The organism is Pseudomaricurvus alcaniphilus, from assembly GCF_011440395.1.
In the GTDB taxonomy this organism is placed as follows: Bacteria; Pseudomonadota; Gammaproteobacteria; order Pseudomonadales; family Cellvibrionaceae; genus Pseudomaricurvus; species Pseudomaricurvus alcaniphilus.
The window spans coordinates 213,107-239,262 of record NZ_JAAOIX010000005.1 but is presented as its reverse complement, the minus strand read 5'-3'; the positions used below and the strand labels follow the sequence as shown (position 1 = coordinate 239,262).

General features: G+C 56.3%; 22 protein-coding genes. 17 read left to right on the top strand and 5 right to left on the bottom strand.

Translation table 11 applies throughout. The features are described from left to right. Nucleotides 1-27: 27 nt before the first annotated feature. From murD to mutT, 13 genes are all read left to right on the top strand, one after another. Nucleotides 28-1,377, top strand: coding sequence for a UDP-N-acetylmuramoyl-L-alanine--D-glutamate ligase (murD, locus tag G8764_RS12500; RefSeq protein ID WP_341806385.1), 1,350 nt, complete (start codon nt 28-30; stop codon nt 1,375-1,377). Beyond that, complete coding sequence (ftsW, locus tag G8764_RS12495) at nt 1,374-2,618, top strand: putative lipid II flippase FtsW (RefSeq protein ID WP_166164969.1); 1,245 nt, start codon at nt 1,374-1,376, stop codon at nt 2,616-2,618. The genes murD and ftsW overlap by 4 nt, the downstream gene beginning before the upstream one ends. After that, nucleotides 2,615-3,715 carry an undecaprenyldiphospho-muramoylpentapeptide beta-N-acetylglucosaminyltransferase gene (gene murG, locus G8764_RS12490; RefSeq protein WP_166164968.1) on the top strand — a complete coding sequence of 367 codons (1,101 nt, stop codon included), beginning with the start codon at nt 2,615-2,617 and terminating at the stop codon, nt 3,713-3,715. The genes ftsW and murG overlap by 4 nt, the downstream gene beginning before the upstream one ends. Next, nucleotides 3,708-5,129 (top strand): UDP-N-acetylmuramate--L-alanine ligase, encoded by a 1,422-nt coding sequence (murC, locus tag G8764_RS12485; protein WP_166164967.1) that lies wholly within the window; start codon nt 3,708-3,710, stop codon nt 5,127-5,129. Before murG ends, murC begins: the two co-directional genes overlap by 8 nt. 59 nt (nt 5,130-5,188) lie before the next feature. Beyond that, complete coding sequence (locus G8764_RS12480) at nt 5,189-6,115, top strand: D-alanine--D-alanine ligase (RefSeq protein WP_341806384.1); 927 nt, start codon at nt 5,189-5,191, stop codon at nt 6,113-6,115. Continuing rightward, on the top strand, nt 6,115-6,972 hold the full coding sequence (locus G8764_RS12475; protein ID WP_166164965.1) for a cell division protein FtsQ/DivIB: 858 nt from the start codon (nt 6,115-6,117) through the stop codon (nt 6,970-6,972). Before G8764_RS12480 ends, G8764_RS12475 begins: the two co-directional genes overlap by 1 nt. 84 nt (nt 6,973-7,056) lie before the next feature. Continuing rightward, on the top strand, nt 7,057-8,295 hold the full coding sequence (gene ftsA, locus G8764_RS12470) for a cell division protein FtsA (protein WP_166164964.1): 1,239 nt from the start codon (nt 7,057-7,059) through the stop codon (nt 8,293-8,295). A gap of 94 nt (nt 8,296-8,389) precedes the next feature. Next, nucleotides 8,390-9,544 carry a cell division protein FtsZ gene (gene ftsZ, locus G8764_RS12465; protein ID WP_166164963.1) on the top strand — a complete coding sequence of 385 codons (1,155 nt, stop codon included), beginning with the start codon at nt 8,390-8,392 and terminating at the stop codon, nt 9,542-9,544. 214 nt (nt 9,545-9,758) lie between these two features. Beyond that, nucleotides 9,759-10,673, top strand: coding sequence for a UDP-3-O-acyl-N-acetylglucosamine deacetylase (gene lpxC / locus G8764_RS12460; protein WP_166164962.1), 915 nt, complete (start codon nt 9,759-9,761; stop codon nt 10,671-10,673). 309 nt (nt 10,674-10,982) lie between these two features. After that, entirely contained in the window at nt 10,983-11,915 is a 933-nt protein-coding gene (locus G8764_RS12455; RefSeq protein WP_166164961.1) for a M23 family metallopeptidase, read from the top strand. A 115-nt stretch (nt 11,916-12,030) separates the two neighbouring features. Continuing rightward, entirely contained in the window at nt 12,031-14,769 is a 2,739-nt protein-coding gene (gene secA / locus G8764_RS12450) for a preprotein translocase subunit SecA (RefSeq protein ID WP_166164960.1), read from the top strand. A gap of 49 nt (nt 14,770-14,818) precedes the next feature. Next, entirely contained in the window at nt 14,819-16,039 is a 1,221-nt protein-coding gene (argJ, locus tag G8764_RS12445) for a bifunctional glutamate N-acetyltransferase/amino-acid acetyltransferase ArgJ (protein WP_166164959.1), read from the top strand. Further along, the gene (gene mutT / locus G8764_RS12440; protein ID WP_166164958.1) at nt 16,040-16,444 is read left to right on the top strand and encodes an 8-oxo-dGTP diphosphatase MutT; all 405 of its coding nucleotides are present in this window, start codon (nt 16,040-16,042) and stop codon (nt 16,442-16,444) included. Nucleotides 16,445-16,527: 83 nt separating this feature from the next. On the opposite strand, the gene G8764_RS12435 is transcribed toward mutT, so the two are convergent. Genes G8764_RS12435 through pilB form a run of 5 tightly spaced genes read right to left on the bottom strand, consistent with a single transcriptional unit; the run spans nt 16,528 to nt 21,251 of the window. Next, nucleotides 16,528-16,722 carry a DNA gyrase inhibitor YacG gene (locus G8764_RS12435; RefSeq protein WP_166164957.1) on the bottom strand — a complete coding sequence of 65 codons (195 nt, stop codon included), beginning with the start codon at nt 16,720-16,722 and terminating at the stop codon, nt 16,528-16,530. A 4-nt stretch (nt 16,723-16,726) separates the two neighbouring features. Then, on the bottom strand, nt 16,727-17,335 hold the full coding sequence (coaE, locus tag G8764_RS12430) for a dephospho-CoA kinase (protein WP_166164956.1): 609 nt from the start codon (nt 17,333-17,335) through the stop codon (nt 16,727-16,729). A gap of 37 nt (nt 17,336-17,372) precedes the next feature. Next, nucleotides 17,373-18,245 carry a prepilin peptidase gene (locus G8764_RS12425; RefSeq protein WP_166164955.1) on the bottom strand — a complete coding sequence of 291 codons (873 nt, stop codon included), beginning with the start codon at nt 18,243-18,245 and terminating at the stop codon, nt 17,373-17,375. Between the two features lie 57 nt (nt 18,246-18,302). Further along, on the bottom strand, nt 18,303-19,517 hold the full coding sequence (locus tag G8764_RS12420; RefSeq protein ID WP_166164954.1) for a type II secretion system F family protein: 1,215 nt from the start codon (nt 19,515-19,517) through the stop codon (nt 18,303-18,305). Between the two features lie 6 nt (nt 19,518-19,523). Then, complete coding sequence (pilB, locus tag G8764_RS12415) at nt 19,524-21,251, bottom strand: type IV-A pilus assembly ATPase PilB (RefSeq protein ID WP_166164953.1); 1,728 nt, start codon at nt 21,249-21,251, stop codon at nt 19,524-19,526. Between the two features lie 300 nt (nt 21,252-21,551). Between pilB and G8764_RS12410 the strand changes: the two genes are divergently transcribed. From G8764_RS12410 to G8764_RS12395, 4 genes are all read left to right on the top strand, one after another. Further along, nucleotides 21,552-21,977 (top strand): pilin, encoded by a 426-nt coding sequence (locus G8764_RS12410; protein ID WP_166164952.1) that lies wholly within the window; start codon nt 21,552-21,554, stop codon nt 21,975-21,977. Between the two features lie 84 nt (nt 21,978-22,061). Then, nucleotides 22,062-23,975, top strand: coding sequence for a hypothetical protein (locus G8764_RS12405; protein WP_166164951.1), 1,914 nt, complete (start codon nt 22,062-22,064; stop codon nt 23,973-23,975). Then, a complete protein-coding gene (locus tag G8764_RS12400) occupies nt 23,962-24,855 on the top strand; it encodes a glycosyltransferase family 2 protein (RefSeq protein ID WP_166164950.1) in 894 nt (297 codons plus the stop codon). The genes G8764_RS12405 and G8764_RS12400 overlap by 14 nt, the downstream gene beginning before the upstream one ends. Beyond that, on the top strand, nt 24,848-26,023 hold the full coding sequence (locus tag G8764_RS12395) for a glycosyltransferase family 4 protein (RefSeq protein ID WP_166164949.1): 1,176 nt from the start codon (nt 24,848-24,850) through the stop codon (nt 26,021-26,023). Before G8764_RS12400 ends, G8764_RS12395 begins: the two co-directional genes overlap by 8 nt. The last annotated feature ends 133 nt before the right edge of the window (nt 26,024-26,156 follow it).

The window sequence follows — 26,156 nt, the reverse complement described above, 5'->3', positions numbered from 1 at the left end:
CGATTTTCTGGGGAGCAGGGCAGCGCAGTGAGCGGGATAATCGCACAAAGTAATATCATCGTGATTATCGGTATGGGCGTTACCGGGCGCTCGGTCGCGCGTCATTTGCGTGCCCGGGGCAAGGCTTTCGTGTGGCTCGATACCCGCGCAGCGCCCCCGGCCCTGGCAGAGATCCAGCAGGAGTTTGGCGAGCTCAACTTCGAGCTCGGGGAGTTGCAGCTTGACACCCTGATGGCCGCCAGCGAGATCATCCTCAGCCCCGGCGTACCAGCGGCGACGCCGGCACTGCGCGCGGCGGAGCAGGCCGGTATCCCGGTAATCGGCGATATCGACCTGTTCCTGCGCGAGGCCAAGGCCCCGGTGGTTGCCATTACCGGCTCCAACGCCAAGAGCACCGTGACCACGCTGGTGGGCGAAATGGCCGTTGCCAGCGGGCGCCAGGTGGCGGTCGGCGGCAACCTCGGGGTGCCGGTGCTGGAGTTGTTGCAGGAGGCCGGCACCGATTTGTACGTGCTGGAACTGTCCAGCTTCCAGCTGGAAACGGTGCAACGCCTCAATGCCGATGTGGCTTGCATCCTCAATATCAGTGAAGACCACATGGACCGCTACGACTCGCTGGCGCACTACCATCGCGCCAAACAGCGGGTCTATTACGGCGCCCGCGCCGCGGTCTACAACCGGGAAGACCCGTTGACCGCACCGCCCCAGGCAGGGGGGGTGAAATATTTCAGTTTCGGCTTGAACCCGCCGGATCGACACGGCTTTGGCCTGGTTCGCGACCGCGACGAAGAGTATCTGGCGTTTGAGTTCAAGCCGCTGATTGCCGCTCGCCGGGTGCGACTTGCCGGCCGTCACAACCTGGCCAACGCCCTGGCGGCGCTGGCCATCGGCTACGCTGCGGGCCTGCCCATGGCCGCCATGCTCAGTACCCTGGAAACCTTTGCCGGCTTGCCCCATCGCTGCCAGTGGGTGGCGGAGCACGAGGGGGTCGCCTGGTACAACGATTCCAAAGGCACCAATGTCGGCGCCACCCTGGCGGCCCTCAATGGCCTGCAGCCGGAGGCCGGGAAAATCGTTCTTATTGCCGGCGGCGTGGGCAAGGGCGCTGATTTCAGCCCGTTACAGGCGGCCGCTGCCGGACTGCGCGCCGTGGTGGTGATCGGCGCCGACGGCGACAAGATCGCCCGTGTGTTCGAACCGCTGCTGCCAGTGCTGCGCGCCGACTCCATGGCTGCGGCGGTGCAATTGGCCGGCCAGCAGGCCGAGTCCGGCGACCGGGTGTTGCTCTCCCCGGCCTGCGCCAGCTTTGATATGTTCAAGGGTTTCGAGGATCGCGGTCGCCAGTTTGAGCAAGCCGTGCGCGAGGTGATTGCATGAGCCTGCTGGCCAAACTGGGACAACCCAAAGGGCTCGGCCTGGCCACAGGCTGGCGCTGGACCGAGGCCATCAACTGGCAGCTGTTGCTGCTGATTTTGGTGCTGTCCTCCGTGGGGCTGGTAATGGTGACCTCAGCGTCCATGTCCTACGCGGAATCCAACTACGGCGACGCCTGGTTTTTTACCCGCCGCTATGCCACTTACTGGTCGCTGGGGGTGATTTTTGCGGTGCTGGTGGCCGCAGTACCGATTGCGGTTTGGGAAACCTATGGCGGTTTGCTACTGGTGGTGGCGCTGGCGCTGCTGGTGCTGGTGTTGATCCCCGGTCTCGGCAAACGCGTCAACGGCAGCCAGCGCTGGTTGCAGTTCGGGCCGCTGGCGCTGCAGGCGTCGGAGTTGGCGAAATTCTGTGTGATTATTTTCTTCGCCAGTTATTTGGCGCGCCGCGGTGCGGAAATGCTGCAGGACCGCTGGGGTGTGCTGAAGCCACTGCTGATACTGGTCACCATCGTGTTCCTGCTGCTGCTGGAGCCGGATTTCGGTGCCTCAGTGGTAATGGCCGGTGCCATTATGGCGATGCTGTTTGTGGCCGGAGTACGGCTGTGGCAATTCCTGGGATTGCTGGTGCTGGGGCTAGGTGCACTGGCGGTGCTGGCGACCCAGTCCAGCTACCGGCTGCAGCGCCTGCAGACCTTCCTTGACCCCTGGGCAGACCAGTTTGATAGCGGTTACCAGTTGACCCAGTCACTGATTGCCTTTGGCCGGGGGGAGTGGTTTGGCCTGGGGTTGGGCAACAGTGTGCAAAAGCTGTTTTATCTGCCTGAGGCGCACACCGATTTTATCTTTGCGATTATCGCCGAGGAGTTGGGGCTGGTGGGGGTTGTGCTGGTGGTGGCCACCTATGCGGCACTGGTGTTCAAAGTTCTCGGGGTCGCCCGCCGGGCCATGAATATGGGTAAGGCTTTCAGCAGTTTTGCCGCTTTCGGCATCGCTGTGATGTTTGCCGGCCAGGCCTTTATCAATATGGGCGTGGCGTCCGGCTTACTGCCCACCAAGGGTCTGACCATGCCGTTTATCAGTTACGGCGGCAGCAGCTTGCTGGTTTCCTGTGCACTGCTGGCGCTGGTGTTGCGCATGGATTGGGAGCTGTGCCTGGCGGCTGTGGCCAAGCCGGTGCACTCCCGCGGGCAGGGACGTTCAGCGAAAGAGCAGGTCCGGGAAGTGGAGGGTGTGCTGGTATGAACGCAGACACTCCGGCACTGAAAATCGTGATTATGGCCGGCGGCACCGGTGGCCACGTGTTCCCGGCGCTGGCGGTGGCGGAAAAGCTGCGCGCTCGCGGCGTCACCCTGAACTGGCTCGGTACCGCTCGGGGGCTGGAGGCAGAGCTGGTGCCAAACGCGGATATTACACTGCACTGCCTGCCCATCGAGGGCGTGCGCGGCCGGGGCCTGGCGGCCAAGCTGCGGGCGCCCTGGTTGCTGCTGCGGGCGGTATTGCAGGCGCGCAAGATACTGCAACAAATCGATCCGGATGCGGTGCTGGGCTTTGGTGGCTTTGCCTCGGGGCCGGGCGGGGTGGCGGCCTGGCTGCTGGGCAAGCCGCTGCTGATTCACGAGCAGAACGCGGTGGCCGGTACCACCAACCGCTGGCTGGCGCGGCTGGCGAGCAAAACCCTGGCGGCGTTTCCCGGCAGTTTGGCGGGCGCGGTACAGGTGGGTAACCCGGTGCGCGAGAGTATTGCCGGGGTCAAGCCTTTGGCCCTCGACCAGTCGCGGCCGCTGCACCTGCTGGTGCTGGGTGGCAGCCTCGGCGCGCTGGCGCTCAACCAGTTGCTGCCCGAGGCCATCGCGCTGCTGCCCCACAGCCAGCGCCCGGAGGTAAAACACCAGTGTGGCCGGCGCCATGTGGAGGTGACCGAGAGCGGCTATAACAATCGCGGCGTGGAGGCCGAGGTCATGGCGTTTATCGACGACATGGCGGCGGTGTACGAGTGGGCCGACCTGGTGGTCTGTCGCGCCGGAGCCCTGACCATCGCCGAACTGACCCTGGCGGGCCGGGGCGCCTTGCTGGTGCCTTATCCGCATGCCATCGATGACCACCAGACCCGCAATGCGCAGTGGCTGGAAGACAGTGGTGCGGCGCTGCTGCGGCAACAGTCCGACTTGAGCGCCAGTATGCTGGCGGAATTTATTGAGGAAGTCTCCGCCGACCGTCCCCGCCTGCTGGCCATGGCGCAGCAGGCCAGGTCCCTGGGGCGTGCCGACGCGGCCAAAACCGTGGCCGATTACTGCGAGCAAACAGCCCGGGAGGGCTTGAGGAAGGTGGCTCATGGTTGACAAGAAAATTATCAGTATTCCGGAAATGCGGCGCATCAAGCGCATTCACTTTATCGGGATCGGCGGCGCCGGCATGAGCGGTATTGCCGAAGTGTTGCTGAACCAGGGCTATGCCATTTCCGGGTCTGACCTGCGCGAGTCGAAAGTCACCCGGCGCCTGGCGGATAAGGGGGCAACGATTTTTATCGGCCACAGCGAGAGCAACGTCAGCGGCGCCGACGTGGTGGTGAACTCCTCCGCGGTGGACGCGCACAACCCGGAAATGATCGGTGCCAGGGAGCAGCGCATTCCGGTGGTGCGGCGGGCCGAGATGCTGGGTGAGCTGATGCGCTACCGGCACGGCATCGCGGTGGCCGGCACCCACGGTAAAACCACCACCACCAGTTTGCTCGCCTCGGTACTGGCCTGCGGCGGCCTCGACCCGACCTTTGTTATCGGCGGTTTGCTCAACAGCGCCGGCGCCAACGCCCAGCTCGGGGCCAGCCGCTACCTGGTGGCGGAGGCGGATGAAAGTGACGCCTCCTTCCTGCACTTGCAGCCCATGGTGGCGGTGGTGACCAATATCGATGCCGATCACATGGACACCTACGGCGGTGATTTTGCCAACGTCAAAACCACCTTTGTGGAGTTTCTCCACAACTTGCCGTTTTACGGCCTGGCGGTGGTGTGCGGCGACGACCCGGTGGTGCAGGAGATCATTGGCGATATTGCCCGGCCGGTCATTACCTACGGTTTTAACGAGGGCAACGATTACCGCGCGATCGACGTCAAGCAAACCGGGCTGAGTACCTGTTTTACCGCGCTGCGGCCCGACCAGCACAGCGACCTGCAGGTCACGGTGAACATGCCTGGCTTGCACAATGTGCTCAATGCCCTGGCCGCGGTGGCGGTGGCGACCGATGAAAAAGTGGCGGATGAGGCCATTCAGCGCGGGCTGCAGGAATTCCAGGGGGTTGGGCGCCGCTTCGAAGTGTACGGCAATTTCCCGGTGGCGGGCGGCGAGGCGATGCTGGTGGATGACTACGGTCATCACCCCCGGGAAGTGGCGGCCACGATTGCCGCCATTCGTGCCGGCTGGCCCGAGCGCCGGCTGGTGATGATCTACCAGCCGCACCGCTATACCCGCACCCGGGATTTGTACGAGGACTTCGTCGAAGTTCTGTCCCAGGTGGACAGCCTGGTACTGCTGGAGGTTTACAGTGCCGGTGAGAGCCCCGTTGCCGGGGCCGACAGCCGCCACCTGTGCCGCAGTATTCGCCTGCGCGGCCAGCTGGATCCTATTTTTGTGGAGGGCATCGATGGTGTGCCGGAATTGATTCGGGACCTGGTGCAGCCCGGCGATATCGTCTTGACCCAGGGGGCCGGTAACGTCGGCCTGCTGGCGGCGGAACTGGTGAAGAGAAAGTTGCAATAAACCTATGTTGGCAGGTGAGAAAAGTTGGCAGGTGAGAAAAGTTGGCAGGTGAGAAGAGCGTGAAAGTCAGTGCAGAGCAATTGGGCCGGGTCGCGGTGCTTTACGGCGGCACGTCGGCCGAGCGGGAGGTGTCACTGAAAAGTGGCAGCGAAGTGTGCGCGGCACTGCGCGGCGAGGGTGTGGACACCATTTTGATCGATGTGGACGCCAATATCATTGAGCGGCTGCAAGCGGAGCAGCTGGATCGCGTGTTTATCGCCCTGCACGGCGCTGGCGGTGAAGATGGAAGAATCCAGGCGCTGCTGGAGTTTTTCAACCTGCCCTACACCGGCAGCGGGGTACAGGCGTCGGCGCTGGCCATGGACAAGTGGCGCAGCAAGCTGGTGTTTTCAGCGGCTGGCATCAGCACCCCGGATTACCGGGTCCTGCAGGCCGACAATCTCGCCGCGGTGGTGGCCGAACTGGGGCCGCAGTTAATGGTCAAGCCGGCCCATGAGGGTTCCAGCATCGGCATGTCGAAAGTGAGCTCGCTGGAACAGTTGCAGAGCGCCTTTGTGGAGGCCTCCAAATTCGACAGCAGCGTTTTTGCGGAGCGGTTGATCACTGGTGCCGAGTACACCGTGGCGCTGCTCAATGGCCGGGCGCTGCCGGCCATCAAACTGGAAACCGATCACCAGTTTTACGATTACGATGCCAAGTACCTGGCCGATGATACCCGCTACCTGTGCCCCTGCGGCCTGTCGGCCAGCGACGAGGCGCAGTTGCAGGCGCTGGCCCTGCAGGCGTTTGAGCTGTTGGGTTGCAGCGGCTGGGGGCGGGCCGACTTTATGGCGGACGAGCAGGGCCGTTTCTACCTGCTGGAAGTCAATACGGTGCCCGGTATGACCGACCACAGCCTGGTGCCTATGGCGGCCAGGGCCAGTGGTTTGTCGTTTGCCGAACTGTGCCTGGAAATCCTGGCCCAGACCCTGGAGGAAGCGCGCTGATGGCGGCCAATGGCAGGGGTGCCAGCAGCGACCGCTCGCGTCGCGGCGGGCGACGACCGGTGGAGAAAAGTCCGGCAGTGCGCAAGCAGGGCGCCAGCCGTCGCGGTCAAAAAGTGACGGTCGATTGGCGCGCCGGGCTGCAGGCCCTGGGGCGCTGGTGCAAGCGCGGGGCCGTGTTAAGTGTGCTGCTGGGCGGTCTCTATTTTGGCTACAGCGGCGCGGTCGGCTGGCTGGATAAGCCGGTTGCCAGCGTCAAAATCAATGGCGAGTTCACCCACGTCAGTCGTGAGTTGGTGGCGGAGCGGGTCTACGGCGCCATGGGCAGCAGCTTTATGAAGTTGAAGCTGGAGGATATTCAGGCCGCGTTGCACCGGGAACCCTGGATTGACCGGGCCCGGGTCGAGCGGCGCTGGCCGGACGGGCTGGAGGTGACGGTGGTCGAGCACAAGCCGATTGCGCGCTGGGGCGACAGCGATGCGCTCAATCATCGCGGCGAGATTATTCGCCTGCAAGTCGGCCAGGGTAATGCAAGTCTGTTACAGGGGTTGCCGCGGTTGTCCGGCGCCGACGGTTTGGAGCAGGAGGTGATGGCGCAGTACCGGGCGATCAGCAACCTGCTCAAGCAACAGAAAATGGTGGTGCAGCAGTTGACCTGTGATGCCAGTCGTAGTTGGTCACTGGCACTGCAGGACGGCGTGGTCATTGAAATCGGTCGCGACCAGGTGATCAACCGGGTGCAGCGCCTGCTGACGGTGTATGAGAGTCATTTGCACGAGCGCTGGTCCCAGCTGCAACGCATCGACCTGAGATATTTCAACGGTTTGGCGGTGCAGTGGAAGGATGAGGTGAGTGCCTGATGAAATGGGAAGTTATGAAAGTACGTTTTGAAGCAATGCGGCCGGCACAAGCCTGTCGTCCAGCGCTGGTTATGAGGATGGGCAATGGCACCGGCAAATGATAGTCGAATGATCGTAGGGCTGGATATTGGCACCTCGAAGGTGGTGGCCATCGTCGGTGAAATTGCCCCGGATGGCGAACTTGAGATCGTCGGCATCGGCACCCATCGTTCCTCCGGTTTGAAGAAGGGGGTGGTGGTCAATATCGAGTCCACGGTGCAGTCGATCCAGCGGGCAATCGAAGAGGCGGAGTTGATGGCGGGTTGCCAGATCCACTCTGTCTATGCGGGCATTGCCGGCAGCCATATTCGCAGCCTCAACTCCCACGGTATCGTCGCCATCAAGGACCGGGAAGTGTTCAGCCAGGACCTGGAGCGGGTCATCGATGCGGCCCAGGCGGTGGCCATTCCGGCGGACCAGAAAATCCTCCATATCCTGCCGCAGGAATACCTGATCGACGAGCAGGAGGGGGTGAAAGAACCGTTGGGTATGTCTGGTGTGCGACTGGAAGCCAAGGTGCACCTGGTGACCTGCGCGGTAAACGCCGCCCAGAATATTGAAAAGTGTATTCGCCGCTGCGGCCTGGAAGTGGAAGACATCATTCTGGAGCAGCTGGCGTCCAGCTATTCAGTGCTCACCGAAGACGAAAAGGAACTGGGTGTGTGCATGGTGGACATTGGTGGCGGCACCACCGACATCGCCATCTTCACTGAGGGCTCCATCCGCCACACCGGTGTGATCCCGATTGCCGGCGACCAGGTCACCAATGATATTGCCATGGCGCTGCGCACGCCGACGCCGCACGCCGAGGAAATCAAGATCAAATACGCCTGTGCGCTGGCCAAGCTCACCGGCCCGGATGAAACCATCAAGGTGCCCAGTGTCGGCGACCGCCAGCCGCGGGATTTGTCCCGCCAGGCACTGGCGGAGGTGGTGGAGCCGCGCTACGACGAGCTGTTCACCCTGGTGCAGGCTGAGCTGCGTCGCAGTGGTTTCGAAGACCTGATTGCCGCCGGCATAGTGCTGACCGGCGGCACTTCAAAAATGGAGGGCGTCATTGAGCTGGCGGAGGAGATCTTCCATATGCCGGTGCGCCTGGGAACGCCGCAGAATGTGCGGGGGTTGACCGATATCGTCAACAACCCGATCTATTCCACCGGAGTGGGGTTGTTGCAATACGCTCGCCTGCAGCAGTACGAAGGGCGACGACCGCAGTCCAACAACAAGGCAGCAGGGAATACTTTTTGGGGCCGGGTGAAAGCCTGGTTCCAGGCCAGTTTCTAGGGCGCGAGCCCGGGAGCGGTCCGGTTTAATTGGGGGCAGTAAAACGCACGTTGTTAGTCATTTAAATTCTGGTAAGGGAAACAAGGGGTAATTTATGTTTGAACTGGTAGATAGCGTACCGCAAAACGCAGTAATCAAAGTCATCGGAGTCGGTGGTGGTGGTGGCAATGCCGTCACTCACATGATTCTCAACCAGGTAGAAGGCGTGGACTTTGTCTGTGCCAATACCGACGCCCAGGCGTTGAAAAATATCGATACTCGCACGGTGCTGCAGCTGGGTAACTGCATTACCAAGGGGCTCGGTGCCGGCGCCAATCCGGAGATCGGTCGCCAGGCGGCGATGGAAGACAAGGAGCGTATCGCCGAGGTGCTGAGCGGCGCCGATATGGTCTTTATCACGGCCGGCATGGGTGGTGGTACCGGTACCGGCGGTGCACCGGTGGTGGCCGAAGTGGCCAAGGAAATGGGCATACTGACCGTGGCGGTGGTCACCAAGCCGTTCCCGTTCGAGGGTAAAAAGCGTCTCGCCATCGCCGAGGCCGGGATTCGCGAGCTGCAAGAGCATGTGGATTCGCTGATCATTATCCCGAACGAAAAGCTGCTCGCCGTACTGGGCAAAACCACCAGCCTGCTGGATGCCTTCAAGGCCGCCAACGATGTATTGCTGGGCGCAGTGCAGGGTATCGCCGACCTGATCATCCGCCCCGGTATGATCAACGTGGATTTTGCCGATGTGCGCACGGTGATGTCGGAAATGGGCATGGCTATGATGGGTACCGGTCACGCCCGCGGTGAAAATCGCGCTCGCGAAGCCGCTGAAGCTGCTATTCGCAGTCCGCTGCTGGAAGATATCAACCTGGAGGGCGCGCGGGGCATCCTGGTCAACATCACCGCCGGTCTCGACCTGTCGCTGGGTGAGTTTTCCGAGGTGGGTGATACCGTCGAGGAGTTCGCCTCTGCCGATGCCACAGTGGTGGTGGGTACAGTTATCGATCCGGAAATGAGCGATGAGTTGCGCGTCACTGTCGTGGCGACCGGCCTTGGCGGCCTGGTCGAGTCGGCCAAGGTTTCAGCCACCAAAATGGTGGTCGACAACACCCTGCGCACCACCGGCCAGCCGGATTACGCCGCCCTCGACAAGCCCACCATTATGCGCAAGGCCCAGGGCAATGCCGCCCGCAAGCCAGTGGACGACAAGGATATGGAGTACCTGGATATCCCGGCCTTCCTGCGTCGCCAGGCGGACTAGTGCCTGGGGGTAAAAACGCGACAGTCCGGGCCGCTCCGACCGGGGTCTGGCTGGCGCGTTACCGCTCGGCGGCAGATTGGCCCGCTACAGCGCCAGTTGCTGATTGCGACTGCAGATGATTTTGCTTGCATAGGTATGCAGTTAGTAGTGTGCAGGGGCTAATTTTGGTACTATTCGTCGATTAACTGTCACATACATGGGTTAAGTGATATCAATGATTAGACAGCGTACTCTTAAAAACGCCATTCGGGCCACCGGTGTGGGCCTGCACACGGGTCAAAAAATCTATTTGACCCTGCTGCCAGCAGCCGTGGACACGGGTATCGTATTTCGCCGGGTGGATCTGGACCCGGTCGTGGAAATCCAGGCCAAGGCGGAGAATGTGGGTGATACTACCCTTTCGACCACCCTGGTAAACGGCAACACCCGGGTATCAACGGTTGAGCACCTGCTCTCTGCCATTGCCGGTATGGGCATCGACAACGCCATTATCGAAGTCAGTGCGCCCGAAGTCCCGATTATGGATGGCTCGGCAGGTCCGTTTGTGTTCCTGATCCAGTCCGCGGGCATCGAAGAGCAGCCAGCGGCGAAGAAGTTTATTCGCATCAAGAAGCCGGTAGTGGTGAAAGACGGCGAAAAAACCGCCAGTTTCCTGCCTTTTAACGGCTTTAAGGTGTCTTTTTCCATTGAGTTCGACCACCCGGTATTCCGGGGCCGAACGCTGGAAGCGGCGGTGGATTTCTCCAGCACCTCCTTTGTTAAGGAAGTGAGCCGTGCGCGCACCTTCGGCTTTATGCACGAAATTGAATATTTGCGCTCCAAGGGCCTGGCCAAGGGCGGTAGTGTCGACAACGCCATCGTGGTGGACGAATACCGGATCCTTAACGAAGACGGCCTGCGCTACGAAGATGAATTTGTGAAGCACAAGATTCTCGATGCCATCGGTGATCTCTACCTGCTCGGCAATAGCCTGATTGGCGAATTCAAGGCACACAAATCGGGTCATGGGCTGAACAACAAGTCCCTGCGCCAGTTGATTGCCCAGAAAGATGCCTGGGAAGTGGTGACCTTCGAGGACGATGCAGAGGCGCCAATCCGCTATATCAAACCGGTTCTGGCCTTGTCCTGAGGTTGCTGCCCGCGCACGCGCTGTCGCAATTGCGAGGCGCGTCGCAACTTATTGGTTGGCAATATTCAAATCCTGTGCCATATTTAATGAACTCTGTCGGATTATTTGACACTTCCGGCAGAGTTTGGCGTGTGTGCCAGGCTACTACCTTAAACAGTTTGTGCTTTAAATAGACTGACGATAAAGAGTGGTGTTTAGCCTGAGAGAAGGTCCTGGGACCTGAGATAGGGTGCTGCCGCAGCGTTGGGCGACCATAGACAGACACGTAAACACTAATTTGATGCCAAAACAATAGTAACCCGATAGCCCATGAAGATTATTCTGGTCGGAAAACATCACGGTCGCAGTCGCAGTTTTACCCTTAGCGGGTGGACGCGATCACTGCTGTCGGTGTGTCTGCTCGGAATTCCGTTTGGGTTGGGGGTGCTCACCAGCGCTCAATTTGAAGGCCAGGATCCGGACGGGTTTCTCACAGAAGATGTGGCCAAGTCCTGGGGCAAGGCGCTGGCAGAACAGAATAGTCGCGTCGCGACCACGCGGCAGAACGCCGAGGAAAAACTGGCCGCACTGACCCTGCGCCTGGCAGAACTGCAGGCCAAGGTACTGCGCCTCGATGCCCTCGGTGAGCGCCTGACCTCCATCGCCAAGCTGGACGAGGGAGAGTTTGATTTCAGCCAGCCGCCGGCGGTGGGTGGCCCGGAAACCGCAGAGCTGGGCGAAGCTTACCTGGCACCGGATTTTATCCAGGTGATCGACCAGTTGACCGAACAGATTGCCGACCGAAAATTGCAGCTGGAAACCCTGGAAACCCTGCTCGCCAGGCGTAAAATCCAGGAAGATGTGTTTTTGGCCGGGCGACCGGTCAAGAAGGGCTGGATGTCGTCTCGTTTCGGCCGCCGCACCGACCCTTTTAAAGGTCATGTGGCCTGGCACAACGGGGTCGATTTCGCCGGTAAACTGGGGTCCGACGTGATCTCGGTGGCCTCCGGGGTTGTGACCTGGTCCGGGGAGCGCAGTGGCTACGGCCAGATGGTCGAAGTCAACCACGGCAATGGTTTCAGCACTCGCTACGCTCACAACAGTGAAAATCTGGTGAATGTGGGCGACGTTATCAAAAAAGGCCAGGTGTTAGCCCTGATGGGCTCCAGCGGGCGCTCCACCGGGCCCCACGTCCATTTCGAAGTCTACAAGCACGGCCGCGCGGTTGATCCCGCCTCCTATATCCACCGCACCATCCGCTAAATCCTATCTTTTGCTTGCTTCCGCGAGCACCTTTCGGTTTACTTGTGCCCTTTGCGCGCCGCCACTGTCGGGATGCAGGGTTACAGCCAGGCAAAATTTATAATTCGGTATTTTCATGTTACAAAAATTGGTTAAGTCCGTATTCGGGTCAAAAAACGACCGCGAATTGAAGCGTATGGGTAAGCTGGTCAAGAAAGTCAACGAGCTTGAGCCAGCCATGGAAGCACTCACGGATGAACAGCTGCGGCAAAAATCCGATGAGTTCAAGGAGCGCTTCCAGAAGGGGGAAACCCTGGACGCGCTGTTGCCGGAGGCCTTTGCTGCCTGTCGGGAAGCCAGTCGCCGGGCCCTGGGAATGCGCCATTTCGACGTCCAGTTGATCGGCGGTATTACCCTGCACGAAGGCCGTATCGCTGAGATGCGCACCGGTGAGGGTAAGACCCTGATGTCCACCCTGGCCGCCTACCTCAATGCCCTCTCGGGGCGCGGTGTACATATCGTCACTGTGAACGACTACCTGGCCAGTCGCGACGCCGAATGGATGCGACCGCTGTACGAGGCGCTCGGACTGCGGGTGGGAGTGATCCAGTCGATGCAGCCGCCGCAGGCCAAGTACGATGCCTACCGCGCGGATATTACCTACGGCACCAACAACGAATTCGGTTTTGACTACCTGCGCGACAATATGGCGTTGCGCAAGGAAGACAAGATGCAGCGGCCACTGAATTTCGCCATTATCGATGAGGTGGATTCAATTCTTATCGATGAGGCGCGCACCCCGCTGATTATTTCCGGCGCCGCTGAAGACAGCTCCAAGCTCTATAAACAGATGAACTTGCTGATTCCCAAGCTCAAGCGGCAAGCGCCGGAGGTGGAAGGGCAAGAAACCGAGCCGGGCGACTACGTCGTTGATGAAAAGAGCCGCTCGGTTGAGCTGACCGAAACCGGTCACCAGAAAGTCGAGGACCTGTTGATCAGCAACGGCCTGCTGCAGGAGGACGACAGTCTCTATGCCGCGGGTAACCTGGGCCTGTTGCACCATGTGTACGCCGCTTTGAAGGCCCATACCCTGTTCCAGCGCGACGTGGATTACATTGTGCAGGATAACCAGGTGGTATTGATTGACGAGCACACCGGCCGCACCATGGCGGGACGGCGCTTGTCCGAAGGCCTGCACCAGGCGATAGAGGCCCGGGAGGGAGTGTCGATCCAGCACGAGAGCCAGACTCTGGCCTCCACCACTTTCCAGAACTATTTCCGCCTGTTTCCCAAGCTGTCCGGCATGACCGGCACCGCGGATACCGAAGCCTTTGAATTTCACCAGATCTACGGTCTCGACGTGGTGGTCATCCCCACCAATAAAGAGATTATCCGCAAGGACTACAACGACCTGATCTACCTGTCGGTGGAGGAGAAGTTCCAGGCCATCGCCGAGGCGGTAAAAGAGCTGCAACAAAAGCAGGCGCCGGTGCTGGTGGGTACCGCGTCCATTGAAGCGTCAGAAGAAATGTCGCGCCGCTTGCAGAAGGCCGGTATCAAGCACCAGGTACTGAACGCCAAGTTTCACGAAAAAGAAGCCCACATTATTGCCCAGGCCGGTCGCCCGGGCACCGTCACTATCGCCACCAATATGGCCGGTCGCGGTACCGATATCGTGCTCGGCGGTAACTTCGAGGCCGAAGTGGCGGAAATGGATAACCCCACTGAGGAGCAGGTCGCCGCGGCCAAAGCGGAATGGGAAAAGCGGCATGCGTTGGTGCTGGAGGTGGGCGGTTTGCACATTATCGGCACCGAGCGGCACGAGTCGCGCCGCATCGACAATCAGCTCCGTGGTCGTGCCGGGCGCCAGGGTGACCCGGGCATGTCGCGCTTTTACCTGTCGATGGAAGACAGCCTGATGCGCATCTTTGCCTCCGACCGGATTCGCGGCTTTATGCAAGCCCTGGGTATGGAAAAAGGTGAAGCCATCGAGCACCGCATGGTGACCAATGCCATTGAAAAGGCCCAGCGCAAGGTGGAAGGGCGCAACTTCGATATTCGCAAACAGTTGCTCGAGTTCGATGACGTTGCCAATGACCAGCGCCAGGTGGTGTACCAGCAGCGCAATGAACTGCTGGAAAGCGAAGATATTGCCGACACCATAACCGCCATTCGCAAGGACGTCGTCGCCGACATCATCAGTGGCTTTGTGCCACCGCAAAGTGTCGAGGAGCAGTGGGATATTCCCGGCCTCGAGAATCACCTGGAAGCCGAATTGGGTGTCTCTCTGCCGCTGGCCCAGTGGTTGGCGGAAGACAAGAAGCTGCACGAGGAGACTCTGCGCGAAAAAATCCAGCAACAGGTGCAGCAGGCTTACGACGCCAAGTGCGATCGTTTTGGCCCGGTGATGCGCGAAGTCGAGCGCCAGGTCATGTTGAATGTGCTGGATATGCTCTGGAAGGAGCACCTGGCCAATATGGATCACTTGCGCCAGGGCATCGGCCTGCGGGCGTTTGCCCAAAAGAATCCGAAGCAGGAGTACAAGCGCGAGTCGTTCGAGCTGTTCCAGCAGATGCTGGACAATCTCAAGTCGGAAGTGATTCGCATGCTGGCTCGGGTCGAACCTGTGACCCATGAAGAAATGGAGCAAATGGAAGAGCAGCGCCGGCGGCAGATGGAGCAGCAGCGCCTGCAGTTGCAGCACGCCGAGACCTCGGCCCTGACCGAAGCGGAAGCAGGCGAGAACGGCCCGGCGGAAGCGCCGCAGGAGCCGGCCAAGCCGTTTGTGCGCGAAGGCAGCAAGGTCGGCCGCAACGATCCGTGCCCCTGTGGCTCCGGTAAAAAATTCAAGCAGTGTCACGGCAAGCTGGGTTGACACAATTACTCTTAAGAACCACCCGTAAGGCGGCAGGCAGGTGTAAGCAATGGCTGTAGGCAGTTATCCGTTTCCAAACATGAGTCCCGTAGCCGGGGTCAAGCTGGGCAGTACCAGCGCCGGCATCAAGAAGCCCGGGCGCCAGGACGTGGTGCTGATGGAATTGGCGCCGGGCAGCCGGGTCGCCGGTGTGTTTACCCGCAATGTCTTTTGTGCCGCGCCAGTAGCGGTTTGCAAACAGCATTTACAGAGCGGCGCCATACGCTACCTGCTCACCAATTCCGGCAATGCCAACGCCTGTACCGGCGATGAGGGGCTCGCTGATGCCATCAAGTCCTGCCGGCAGTTGGCAGAACTGGCCGGGGTCGAAGCGGTGCAAGTACTGCCATTTTCCACCGGGGTTATCGGTGAGCGACTGCCCATGGCGCGCTTGCTGGCCGCCCTGCCCGCGGCGCTGGAAAGCGTCAGCGATGACGGCTGGGAGCGCGCCGCCAAAGGCATTATGACCACCGATACCCGTGCCAAAGGCGCCACGGCGCAGTTTCAGCACGACGGTGAAACCATTGTTGTCAACGGCATCGCCAAGGGCTCGGGTATGATCAAGCCCAATATGGCGACCATGCTCGGCTACGTGGCTACCAATGCCCGAGTCAGCCAGAGTTTGCTGGAGCAGTTGGCGAAAACTGCGGCCGACCAATCTTTTAACCGCATTACCGTGGACGGCGACACCTCCACCAACGACTCCTGCGTATTGATCGCCAGCGGCCAAACCGCGCTGCCAGAGATCAGCGACGCCAGTTCGGAGCTGTTTGCCAAGCTCTCGGCGGCGGTCATCGACGTGCATCGGCAGTTGGCCCACTGCATCGTGGCTGACGGCGAGGGCGCAACCAAATTTGTCACCATCCAGGTCGAAGGGGCGAGAGACAGCCGCGAGGCGGTCACTGTCGGTTATTCGGTGGCGCACTCGCCGCTGGTAAAAACCGCCCTGTTTGCTTCCGATCCCAACTGGGGGCGTATCGTCGCCGCCATCGGCTACGCCGATGTGGAAGGCTTAACCGCGGAGTTGGTCAATGTCTGGCTCGACGATGTGCAGATCGTTGCCAGTGGTTGCCGGGCCGACTCCTACACCGAGGAGCAAGGCCAGGCAGTGATGGACAAGGAAGACATCCTGATTCGCATTGACCTGGGCCGGGGCAGCGCCGCGGAGACGGTCTGGACCACCGACCTGTCCCACGACTACATCAAGATCAACGCCGAATACCGTTCCTGAATGAGCGCCAGCAACCGTAAAACCGTGCACGTGGCCGCCGGGGTTATCGTCGACGGCGGCGGCCGGATTTTGATTGCCAGGCGGCCCGATCACACCCATCAGGGCGGCTTGTGGGAGTTTCCCGGTGGCAAGGTCGATGCCGGTGAAACGGTGGCCGAGGCCCTGTGCCGGGAGCTGTTGGAAGAGCTTGGCATCAATGCCCGGGAGTATAGCCCGCTGCTCGAGGTGCGTCATGACTACCCGGATAAATCCGTGTTGCTGGATGTGTGGCAGGTGACGGCCTTTAGTGGCGAGCCCCACGGTCGCGAGGGGCAGCCGGTGCAGTGGGTGCCGGTAGACGCCCTGGCGGATTATCGTTTTCCCGAGGCCAACATGGCAATTATTGAAAAGATTCTCGCCGGCTAGAGGGCGCCGCCCAGCGGTCCCGGCCACTGCAATTTTTCTTCAACTCTTTAGCCGCTCCTCCTCAGCGCCCCGTTAACGGTGCCTCAATCCGGTTGCTCCAGGTCATCAGACAGCAGGTCGTCGTAAATGGAATTGCCTTCGATCTTGTGTTTTTCGCTGGCCCATTCACCCAGGTCGATCAATTTGCAGCGCTCACTGCAAAATGGTCGGTGCGGGTATTGGTCGGAATATTCGATCACCCGGGTACAGGTCGGGCACTTGATTTTAGGGGCGCTCACGCTGTTACTTTACCTCCGCGTTGGCGAGTTCAAGGTATTTACTGTGCAGGGCTTCCACCTTCGCCTGCATTTCTGCCAGTGATCCATCGTTGACTATAACATCGTCGGCATACTGCAGGCGCTGCTGGCGCGAGGCCTGGGCGGCCATAATGGCTTTGACCTGGGTGGCGGAATTGTGGTCCCGGGCAACGGTGCGGGCCAGTTGCAACTCTTCCGGCACATCCACCACCAGGATGCGTCGGGTCAATTGATTCTGGCCGCTCTCTACCAGCAGTGGGGACACCAGCAGGGCGTAGGGGGAGCTGGCATTTTCCAGGCCGGCGGCAATCTCGGTGCGAATAAGCGGGTGAGTCAGGGCTTCCAGCCAGCGCCGCTCGGCCGGGTCTTTAAACACGGCGGCGCGCAATTTGGCCCGGTCCAGGTTGCCGTCGGCCAGTAGCATGTCGGCGCCAAAATGCTCGGCGATAGCGGCCAGGGCCGGGCGCCCTTTTGCCACTACCACCCGGGCTGCCACGTCCGCGTCCACCACACAGATGCCGAGTGCTTGAAAGTGATCGGACACCGCGGTTTTACCGCTGCCGATGCCGCCGGTGAGGCCTATTACGTAAGTCATAGTCTAACTGCTTGATCAGGGAGGTCAGTATAGGGCGTCAGCTCAGCCCGGCAAAGCCCAGGTAGGCGTCGATCAGGGTGTCACCCCAGAGGAAGGCAATCCAGCCGGCGATGGCAAGGTAGGGGCCAAAGGGGATGGGTATATTGCGGTCCCGCCCCAGGGCCAGGATCATGGCAATACCGATCACCGCCCCAACTACCGAGGACAGGATAATTACCAGCGGCAGGACCTGCCAGCCCATCCAGGCGCCCAGCGCGCCCAGCAGCTTGAAGTCACCAAAGCCCATGCCCTCCTTGCCTGTGAAGATTTTAAACAGCCAGTACACCGCCCACAGTACCAGGTAGCCGGCCATGGCGCCGTACACCGACGACTGCAGGTCGGTAAACAGGCCCTGGCTGTTGACCAGGATACCCAGCCACAGCAGCGGCAGGGTAATGTTGTCGGGCAGTAACTGGTGGTCGACGTCGATCATGGTGAGCGCGATCAGGGCCCAGGTCAGCAGCAGGGCGGCGGCGGCGTGCTCGGAAAAACCGAAGGCGAAGGCGATATAGCCGCTGAGCAAGCCGGTAACCAGCTCGATAATGGGGTAGCGGACGCTGATGGACTGTTGGCAGTTGGCACACTTGCCGCGCAGCAACAGGTAGCTGAGCACCGGAATATTGTGCCAGGGTTTGATCGGGGTGTTGCAGGCCGGGCAGTGGGAGTCGGGTTTCAACAGGTCAAAGCGGGGCTGAGCCGGCTCCGCCTCCATTTCCAGCATCTCGCAACAATCCCGGCGCCAGCTGCGCTGCATCATTTCCGGCAGGCGATAGATCACCACGTTGAGAAAACTGCCCACCAGCAGGCCGAGGACGGTGATGATCGCAATAAAAAAGCCGGCTTGCTCGCCGGCCAAAAAGTCTGGACTCATAGGGATGCTTCTTTGTGGGTGGTTACCGGTACGGGCCTGAACCTCTTGTTTGGTTCATCACACTACTTGGCCGATCTGGAAAATAGGCATGTACATGGCGATCATCAGGCCGCCGACCAGTACTCCCAGTACTGCCATGATCATGGGTTCCAGCAGGGAGGTGAGGCTATCCACCAAATTATCGACTTGCTCCTCGTAGTAATTAGCGACCTTTTCCAGCATCTCATCCAGGGCGCCGGACTCTTCCCCAATTGCAGTCATTTGAAGCAGCATGGATGGAAAAATACCTGTTTTGCGCAAAGATGTATTGAGTTGGATGCCAGTTGTGACATCGTCTCGAACTGTATAGACAGCCTTTTCATACACCGCATTGCCCGTGGCACCCGCCACCGAATCCAGTGCATCGATCAACGGCACACCGGCGGCGAAGGTGGTGGAAAGAGTGCGGGCGAATCGGGCTACGATCGAGTTGTAGACAATGATACCGACAATAGGCAGTTTTAATGTTATTCGGTCGACAGTGGCAGCAAAGCTTTTGCTTTTTCTTCTTGCTGTGGAGAAAGCATAAACAGCCGCAATTAGGCCTAAAACTATCACAAACCACATTTTTTGTACGAATTCTGAGAGGCTCAGTACAAAAAGCGTAAAGGCAGGCAGCTCAGCACCGAAGCCACTGAAAGTTTCTGCAAATTGCGGTACTACTTTTACGAGTAAAATTCCAGTAACGACTACTGCAACACAAACCACCGCGATAGGGTAGGTCATCGCTTTTTTAATTTTTGCTTTTATCGCCTCTGTCTTCTCTTTGTATGTTGCAATTCGATCGAGCATGGTTTCCAGAGCCCCCGATTGCTCTCCGGATTCCACCAAATTACAGAAAAGATCATCAAAATACTTGGGGTGCTTCTGCAATGATGAGGCAAAACTTGTTCCCGAGGCCACGTCCTCTCGAATGGATAAAATCAGTCTGCGCAGTTGCTCACTTTCCACCCCCTCGGCGACAATATCAAAGCTCTGTACTAGCGGCACGCCCGCCTTCATCATGGTGGCCATCTGTCGGGTAAATATGGCAATGTCCTGGGGCTTGACCGCTTTGCCACCGCTGCCAAACAGCGGTTTGGGCTTCTTGCGAACGGTCTTGGGGTTGATGCCCTGGCGCACCAGCTGGGCTTTTACCAGAGCTGAGCTGGTGCCCGTAACCTCGCCTTCGACCTTGACGCCCTTTTTGTCAGTGCCCTTGTAGATAAACAGCGTACTGGTTGCGCTGGCCATAATGTTTTAGTCCTTGGTCACTCGGTTGGCTTCCTCGAGGCTGGTCAGCCCCTGGGCAGCTTTGCGGAGCGCTGAAATCCGCAGGTTGTTAAAGCCCGCTTCGCGGGCGGCATCGGCAATCTGGATGGCATTGCCGCCTTCCATTATAATGCGGGAAATCTTGCTGGTGATGCGAACCACTTCGTACACACCCACCCTACCTTTATAGCCTTTCGAGCAGCTATCGCAACCTACCGGATGAAAAAGCTGGATTTCTTCCCGGGGAATACCGGTCTCATCGAAGCCCTCTTCAGTGAGAATTTCGTCGGGAATGTCGGTAGCGGGCTTTTTGCATTTGGGGCACAGGCGGCGCGCCAGGCGCTGGGCGATAATGATGCTGACCGTAGTGGCAACGTTAAAGGCGGGTACGCCCATATTGAGCAGGCGGGTCAGGGTTTCCGGGGCGCTGTTGGTGTGCAGGGTCGACAGTACCAGGTGGCCGGTCTGGGCCGCTTTAATGGCGATTTCGGCGGTTTCCAGGTCGCGAATCTCACCCACCATCACGATGTCAGGGTCTTGCCGCAGGAATGAGCGCAGCGCCTCGGCGAAGGTCAGGCCCACCTTGTTGTTGACGTTGACCTGGTTGATGCCCTCAAGATTGATCTCCACCGGCTCTTCGGCGGTGGAAATATTGCGTTCCACCGTGTTGAGAATATTGAGGCCGGTATAGAGAGATACGGTTTTACCGGAACCGGTGGGCCCGGTCACCAAAATCATGCCCTGGGGTTGCTGCAGGGCATCCATATAGAGCTTTTTCTGGTCGTCCTCGTAGCCGAGGGCGTCGATACCCAGTTTGGCGCTGCTGGGGTCCAGGATCCGCAATACGATCTTTTCCCCGAACAGTGTGGGCAGGGTATTGACCCGGAAGTCGATGGCGCGGGTCTTGGTAATCTTTAACTTGATGCGGCCATCCTGGGGGATGCGGCGCTCAGAGATGTCCATTTGCGACATGACTTTCAGGCGCGCCGCCATGCGTGTGGCCAGGGCGGTGGGGGGCTTGGCCACTTCCTCCAGGATGCCGTCGGTGCGAAAGCGCACCCGGTAACTTTTCTCGTAGGGCTCGAAATGGATGTCCGAGGCGCCGACTTTAATGGCGTCCAGCAGCACCTTGTTGATGAACTTGACGATGGGCGCCTCGTCGGCCTCTGACGGGCCTTCGTCCTTGCCGCCACCGTCCTCGTCCACCGCCTCGATATCCAGCCCATCCAGGGCCTCGTCATCGAGCCCCCCGAGGGCGTCTCCCAGCGACTCCTCCTGTTGGTTGAGGAAGGCTTCGATAAACTGGGTGAGCTTGTCGCCTTCGACCAGCACGGCATCGGTACTGAGACCGGTATTGAACTTGATCTCGTCAAGGGCGTGTAAATTGGTTGGGTCGGACACCGCCAGGTAGAGGCGGTTGCCGCGCTTGTACAGGGGCAATACCTTGTGTTTCTGGATCAGCTTCAGGTCGACCAGGCCGGCCGGCAGGCTGTCGAGGCTGATGGCGGCCAGGTCGAATATGGGCGAGCCAAATTCGTCCGACGCCGCATTGGCTATGGCCAGCGCGGAAATGTCGTAGTGGGAAATTAATTCGGTGACAAATGTAGACTTGTGGTTGTTGGCGCTGTTTAACGCATTGGTGGCAGTCTCTTCATCAATAGTGCCGTCCGAAACCAGCCGACGGGCCAGGCCGCTTATAATAGTGGGGCGATTCATATGAATTAGCCTGAGTTCCTTCTGTCAATGCTCAGTAAAGCCTAGTTTAAATTATGGCACACCTGCTGTGGCGTAGCTGAGTAATTTGGCGCCACTTGCGGATTAATTTCAGTGCCCTGTGACCAAAATTGTCACTTTAGCAAAAAAATGGGCAGGGTTTAAGTGGCTTGGGCGCCGCGAAATCCGGTTTAAGGCCTGAATTCATTGGCTTGCTTGCTGTTGGCATATCCTGTGCTATACCTATTACGTCAGAGATTATTCTGTTGCACAACAAATTTTTGCTAACCAAGGAGCAAGTCCATGAAACAAGTCCAAAAGGGTTTTACATTGATCGAATTGATGATCGTTGTGGCGATTATCGGTATTCTGGCAGCAGTCGCTTTGCCTGCTTACCAGGATTATACTAAGCGTGCTAAAGTATCTGAAATTATGGTGTTGGCTGCTAAAGATAAAGTGTCGGTGTCCGAATATTTCATGTCCGTGGGTAACATGCCTAATGCCACTCAAGCCGGTGTAAGTACACTTGCGACTCAAAGTGAATACATTACCGCAATTAACTTTACCACCAATACTACAGGCGCCACGTTGACCTACACGGTTGAGCCAAACGCAATTGCAGCAGGCACTATCGTATTTCAAGGTTCAGGAAGTGCGTCGGGCGTGAGTTGGACGTGTAATACTGGAACCTTAGATAATAAGTACCTGCCAGCCAATTGCCGCCAGTAACCTCCGAATAGAAATTTCGTTCGCGTGTACTGCAAAGGCCTTCGAAAGAAGGCCTTTTTTGTTTATATAAATTATTGAGCAGTTATGAATAAATTGGAAAGCTTCGCCTATAGTATCGCGTTGTTTTTGTTGTTGGGTGTTTGTGTATACCTATACTGGCCGGGACTGAATGGGATATTTCTTGTAGATGATATTTACAATTTAAATACCCTAAATGTTAGCGAAAGTGGAGTGACGGATTGGTCAACGATGTTGCAATTCGTTTTGGGAAATCAATCTGGGATGCTCGGTAGGCCGGTGGCCATGTTGAGCTTTCTGATCGATGATTATGCGTATCCAGGCAGTGTGATTGATTATCGCTATACAAATCTAATGATACATTGCTTGTGCGGAATTGTTATTTTTTGGTTTGTAAGGGTGCTTTTGTGTTTAGTTGGTAAGGCCGAAAATCTGGCTACACAAATAGCTTTGTTAGCCGCAGCGATGTGGCTGCTGTTACCTCTTAATGTATCGACAACGCTGTACATTATTCAGCGCATGACCCAACTTGCAACACTGTTTACACTGCTCGGTCTTTCCCTTTTTCTAGTGGGCCGTTCAATGATTTATAGAAACCCATGGAAGGGAAGAGTGTTTGCCTTTTTGGGCTTGTATATTTGTGCCCTATTAGCAGTTCTAAGCAAGGAAAATGGTGCGCTAATATTTGGTTTTGCCTTGATCGCAGAGTTGACGGTTTCTTATGCTAGAAAGGAGAAAAGTGACCCTGTTATATTGGCAGTCACGATTTTCCCATTGTTACTCGGTTTTTGCTATTTTCTGTTCAAGTGGCAATCGTTAACAGGTTCCTCGGTTCGTAATTTTAGTACTACGGAAAGGTTACTCACTGAGTCCAGAATACTCTTGGACTATATGCTAAAAATAGTATCTCCTCTAAGTGGCAAAATGGGACTGGTTCACGATGATATAGAAATTTCAAAAGGTTTATTCTCACCAATAACTACACTTCTTTCGCTAGTAGTACACGCTATATTAATTGGCAGCGCCCTATACTTTAGGAAGAAGTATGTATGGCTATTTTTTGGTGTCATAGGTTTTTACGTAGGGCACCTTCTTGAGTCTACAGTGATTCCTCTTGAGCTCTATTTTGAGCATCGTAATTATACGCCGGCAATTTTTATAGTTACGGCTCTCTCAATTGTATTGTGGACGGGAAGGAGTGTTGCGGGGCGACCAGCAATTTTATTATTGATTGGAATTTTTATAATTTTCTTGCAGCAAAGAGCTGAAATATGGGGAAACCCAAAAGCGCAAATATACATTTGGGCGAACGAACACCCAGAATCCATTCGTGCTCAAACTATGTATGCTAGATCTTTAATAGCAGAAAAGAATTACCTGCTAGCGGAGAAGGAGCTGATGCGAATCCGAGAAAAGTGGCCGAGAGCTATACACAATGATTTAGTGATTTTGAATCAATCATGTGTGGGTAATATGAGCAGAGATTTCGAAATGGAGGAGCTCTATTTAAGGCTGGAGGTCGGAGAGTACGATGGGAGCCTGCCGTCTATATTTGAAGAGACGTTTCGGCTTTATAAGACCGAAGCTTGTGGATGGCTAGACGATGATGCTATGAGAAATCTTTTTTCGCGAATATATGCTTTGAATCGAGCAGCTCATACATTCAAAGCCAAAGTGGCTTTTTGGGAGGTTGAATTTTATGCACGTCAGGGAAATCTAGAGCTTACAATTGAATCTATCGATAAAACCTTCAAGCATCAAAAAGATAGTTATGTTTTATTTTTAAAAAGTGGCATTTTATACAGTGCCGGCCTGCATGGGCTGGCTTTAGAGGAGGTGAGAAAAGCCATAGCAATGGAGCGGGCTAAGCCTCGCTTTATGCAGTTTCATATCGATCAATATTTGATGCTTGAAGAGCGGTTGAAAGCAGAGTTAAACAAAGTCGCAGAAAAGGTTAGGGATCGGAATGTCTCAGTTTGATATATCAATTGTAATACCGGCTAAGAATGAAAGCGACGGGTTGAAAATGTTGTTGCCAGAGTTGTTAGTTGAGTATCCAAACGCTGAGATAATAGTGGTTAATGACGGTTCAGATGATGATACAAGTGAGGTCATACAATCGTTTGGGATAAAGGAGATAAAGCATCCTTATTCTAAAGGTAACGGAGCATCGATTAAGGCCGGTGTTTTGAGCGCTAAAGGTAAACAGGTTGTCTTTATGGATGGAGATGGTCAGCATCAAGCAAAAGATGTGGGTCGTTTATTGGATAAGCTTGCATCTGGCTACGATATGGTTGTTGGGGCCAGATCGACAATTGAGCATCAGGCGAATATTTTCAGGGGGTTGGCAAATAAAATATATAATCGGATTGCATCTTATATGGTTGGACAAACAATTGACGATTTAACTTCAGGAATGAGGGCGGTTAACAAGAAAAAGTTTATACAATTCCTTTCGCTTCTCCCCAATGGCTTTTCCTACCCAACGACAAGCACCATGGCTTTCTATAGGTCTGGTTATACAGTTGGATTTGAAAAAATTGACGTTAAAAAGAGAGTTGGTAAAAGCCATATTAATGTCTTTAAAGACGGTGTTAGGTTTTTCTTGATTATTTTTAAAATTGCGACACTTTACTCGCCATTAAAACTATTTTTTCCGTTTAGTGTAATCGTTTTTGTGCTTGGATTGGTTCGTTATATATATACATACGTACAGTTTAATGCGTTTACGAACATGTCCGCCATTCTATTTATGTCTTCCCTTTTGATATTTCTAATTGGACTTGTGTCAGAGCAGGTTTCCATGCTTACTTATAAAGACGTTTCATTGGAACAAAAAAACCTGGACGCAGATGAGTAAAGTTCTAGTAATAAGCACTTCTTACCCTACAGCCAAGAATCCTTCTGCAGGTGCATTTGTTGCTAATTTGGCTAAAGCTTTATCAAAAAAGCATCAGGTGAAAGTTTTGGCTCCATCATTAAAGGGTGAAGCCCGGCAGAGCCACGAAAACGACGGCCCGGAATTAGTTCTAGTTCGATATGCTCCAAATAGCTTAGAGGTACTAGCGCAGAATGGAGGAGGGATCCCTGCGGCCTTAAAAAAAAATAGGCTCGTTGCTCTGCTTGTGCCAGGTCTTATTCTGGGCTTCTTTATCCAGATTCTTCGCAGGATACATCAGGTTGATTTTATTCAGGCAAATTGGATTGTTTCTGGTTTTATAGTAGCTGTTCCCGCTATGTTGTACCAAAAGCCTTTAATTACTACGCTTCATGGTGAAGATGTAAGAAAGCTAAAGTCTAGTGTATTGTATAGAGTCATGTTTTTGTTAGCATGCAGGGCGAGCCGCAAAATTGTTTGTGTCGGCGAAGAAATGTGCACAAAAGTCATTGCGGAGTTTCCACGATATTCCTCTAAGATTGTCTATATACCAAACGGTGTAGACAAGCATTTATTTCTCCCAAGACAAAAGTCAAGAGAAATAAGAGGGGAGTTCAGGATTCTAATGGTTTCTAGTCTGATTGAATCAAAGTCGATAGATCATGCACTAGTCGCTCTGGCAGAAATAAAAGATGATTATCCAGGCGTCATGCTAGATATTGTTGGAGCTGGTCCAGAAATGAATAAGCTGATCGATTGTTGCGAAAGGCTTGGTCTAGCGGATAGGGTAAAATTTCATGGTGCGATTGCGCAAAATGAAGTATATAAGCAATACCTTGATTCCGACGTATTACTTATTTGTAGTAAAGCTGAAGGTCGGTCATCTGTTGTGCTTGAAGCGTTGGCGCTTGGTGTGCCTGTCATAGGCTCAAGGTCAGAGGGTATCCGAGAGTTGTTAGAGGATGCTCCCGCTTCAAAGATGTATCAATATGGCAGCATCAGTGGTTTGGTGGCTGCCATAAAGGAAATGCATTCGTTATGTTTGAACTGCGAATACGGTAGTGAAAATAGGCGATATCTTGAAAGTTTGTCGCTAACTTGGGAAAGCACTGCAGAAAAATATACAAGCATTTTTCTGAAGAAAGGGTAGCGTTCGGTATTTCATTGAGAAAAAGTCCAGTCCTTGAGTTGGGTGCTGTCTCGATCAGGAGCTTATCAAATACTTTGGGTTGAGCAATCTCACGATGCTGTCTTTTCTCCGTCGATTTTAGCCTCGGTCAGGC

What these genes read in the sequence shown, in the direction of transcription:
- G8764_RS12425 (WP_166164955.1), bottom strand. Translation starts at nt 18,245, where the DNA reads ATGAGTCCAGACTTTTTGGCCGGCGAGCAAGCCGGCTTTTTTATTGCG.
- G8764_RS12475 (WP_166164965.1), top strand. Translation starts at nt 6,115, where the DNA reads ATGGCGGCCAATGGCAGGGGTGCCAGCAGCGACCGCTCGCGTCGCGGC.
- argJ (WP_166164959.1), top strand. Translation starts at nt 14,819, where the DNA reads ATGGCTGTAGGCAGTTATCCGTTTCCAAACATGAGTCCCGTAGCCGGG.
- G8764_RS12420 (WP_166164954.1), bottom strand. Translation starts at nt 19,517, where the DNA reads ATGGCCAGCGCAACCAGTACGCTGTTTATCTACAAGGGCACTGACAAA.
- murC (WP_166164967.1), top strand. Translation starts at nt 3,708, where the DNA reads ATGGTTGACAAGAAAATTATCAGTATTCCGGAAATGCGGCGCATCAAG.
- coaE (WP_166164956.1), bottom strand. Translation starts at nt 17,335, where the DNA reads ATGACTTACGTAATAGGCCTCACCGGCGGCATCGGCAGCGGTAAAACC.
- G8764_RS12400 (WP_166164950.1), top strand. Translation starts at nt 23,962, where the DNA reads ATGTCTCAGTTTGATATATCAATTGTAATACCGGCTAAGAATGAAAGC.
- ftsA (WP_166164964.1), top strand. Translation starts at nt 7,057, where the DNA reads ATGGCACCGGCAAATGATAGTCGAATGATCGTAGGGCTGGATATTGGC.
- secA (WP_166164960.1), top strand. Translation starts at nt 12,031, where the DNA reads ATGTTACAAAAATTGGTTAAGTCCGTATTCGGGTCAAAAAACGACCGC.
- ftsZ (WP_166164963.1), top strand. Translation starts at nt 8,390, where the DNA reads ATGTTTGAACTGGTAGATAGCGTACCGCAAAACGCAGTAATCAAAGTC.
- G8764_RS12395 (WP_166164949.1), top strand. Translation starts at nt 24,848, where the DNA reads ATGAGTAAAGTTCTAGTAATAAGCACTTCTTACCCTACAGCCAAGAAT.
- lpxC (WP_166164962.1), top strand. Translation starts at nt 9,759, where the DNA reads ATGATTAGACAGCGTACTCTTAAAAACGCCATTCGGGCCACCGGTGTG.
- G8764_RS12405 (WP_166164951.1), top strand. Translation starts at nt 22,062, where the DNA reads ATGAATAAATTGGAAAGCTTCGCCTATAGTATCGCGTTGTTTTTGTTG.
- pilB (WP_166164953.1), bottom strand. Translation starts at nt 21,251, where the DNA reads ATGAATCGCCCCACTATTATAAGCGGCCTGGCCCGTCGGCTGGTTTCG.
- G8764_RS12410 (WP_166164952.1), top strand. Translation starts at nt 21,552, where the DNA reads ATGAAACAAGTCCAAAAGGGTTTTACATTGATCGAATTGATGATCGTT.
- mutT (WP_166164958.1), top strand. Translation starts at nt 16,040, where the DNA reads ATGAGCGCCAGCAACCGTAAAACCGTGCACGTGGCCGCCGGGGTTATC.
- ftsW (WP_166164969.1), top strand. Translation starts at nt 1,374, where the DNA reads ATGAGCCTGCTGGCCAAACTGGGACAACCCAAAGGGCTCGGCCTGGCC.
- murG (WP_166164968.1), top strand. Translation starts at nt 2,615, where the DNA reads ATGAACGCAGACACTCCGGCACTGAAAATCGTGATTATGGCCGGCGGC.
- G8764_RS12455 (WP_166164961.1), top strand. Translation starts at nt 10,983, where the DNA reads ATGAAGATTATTCTGGTCGGAAAACATCACGGTCGCAGTCGCAGTTTT.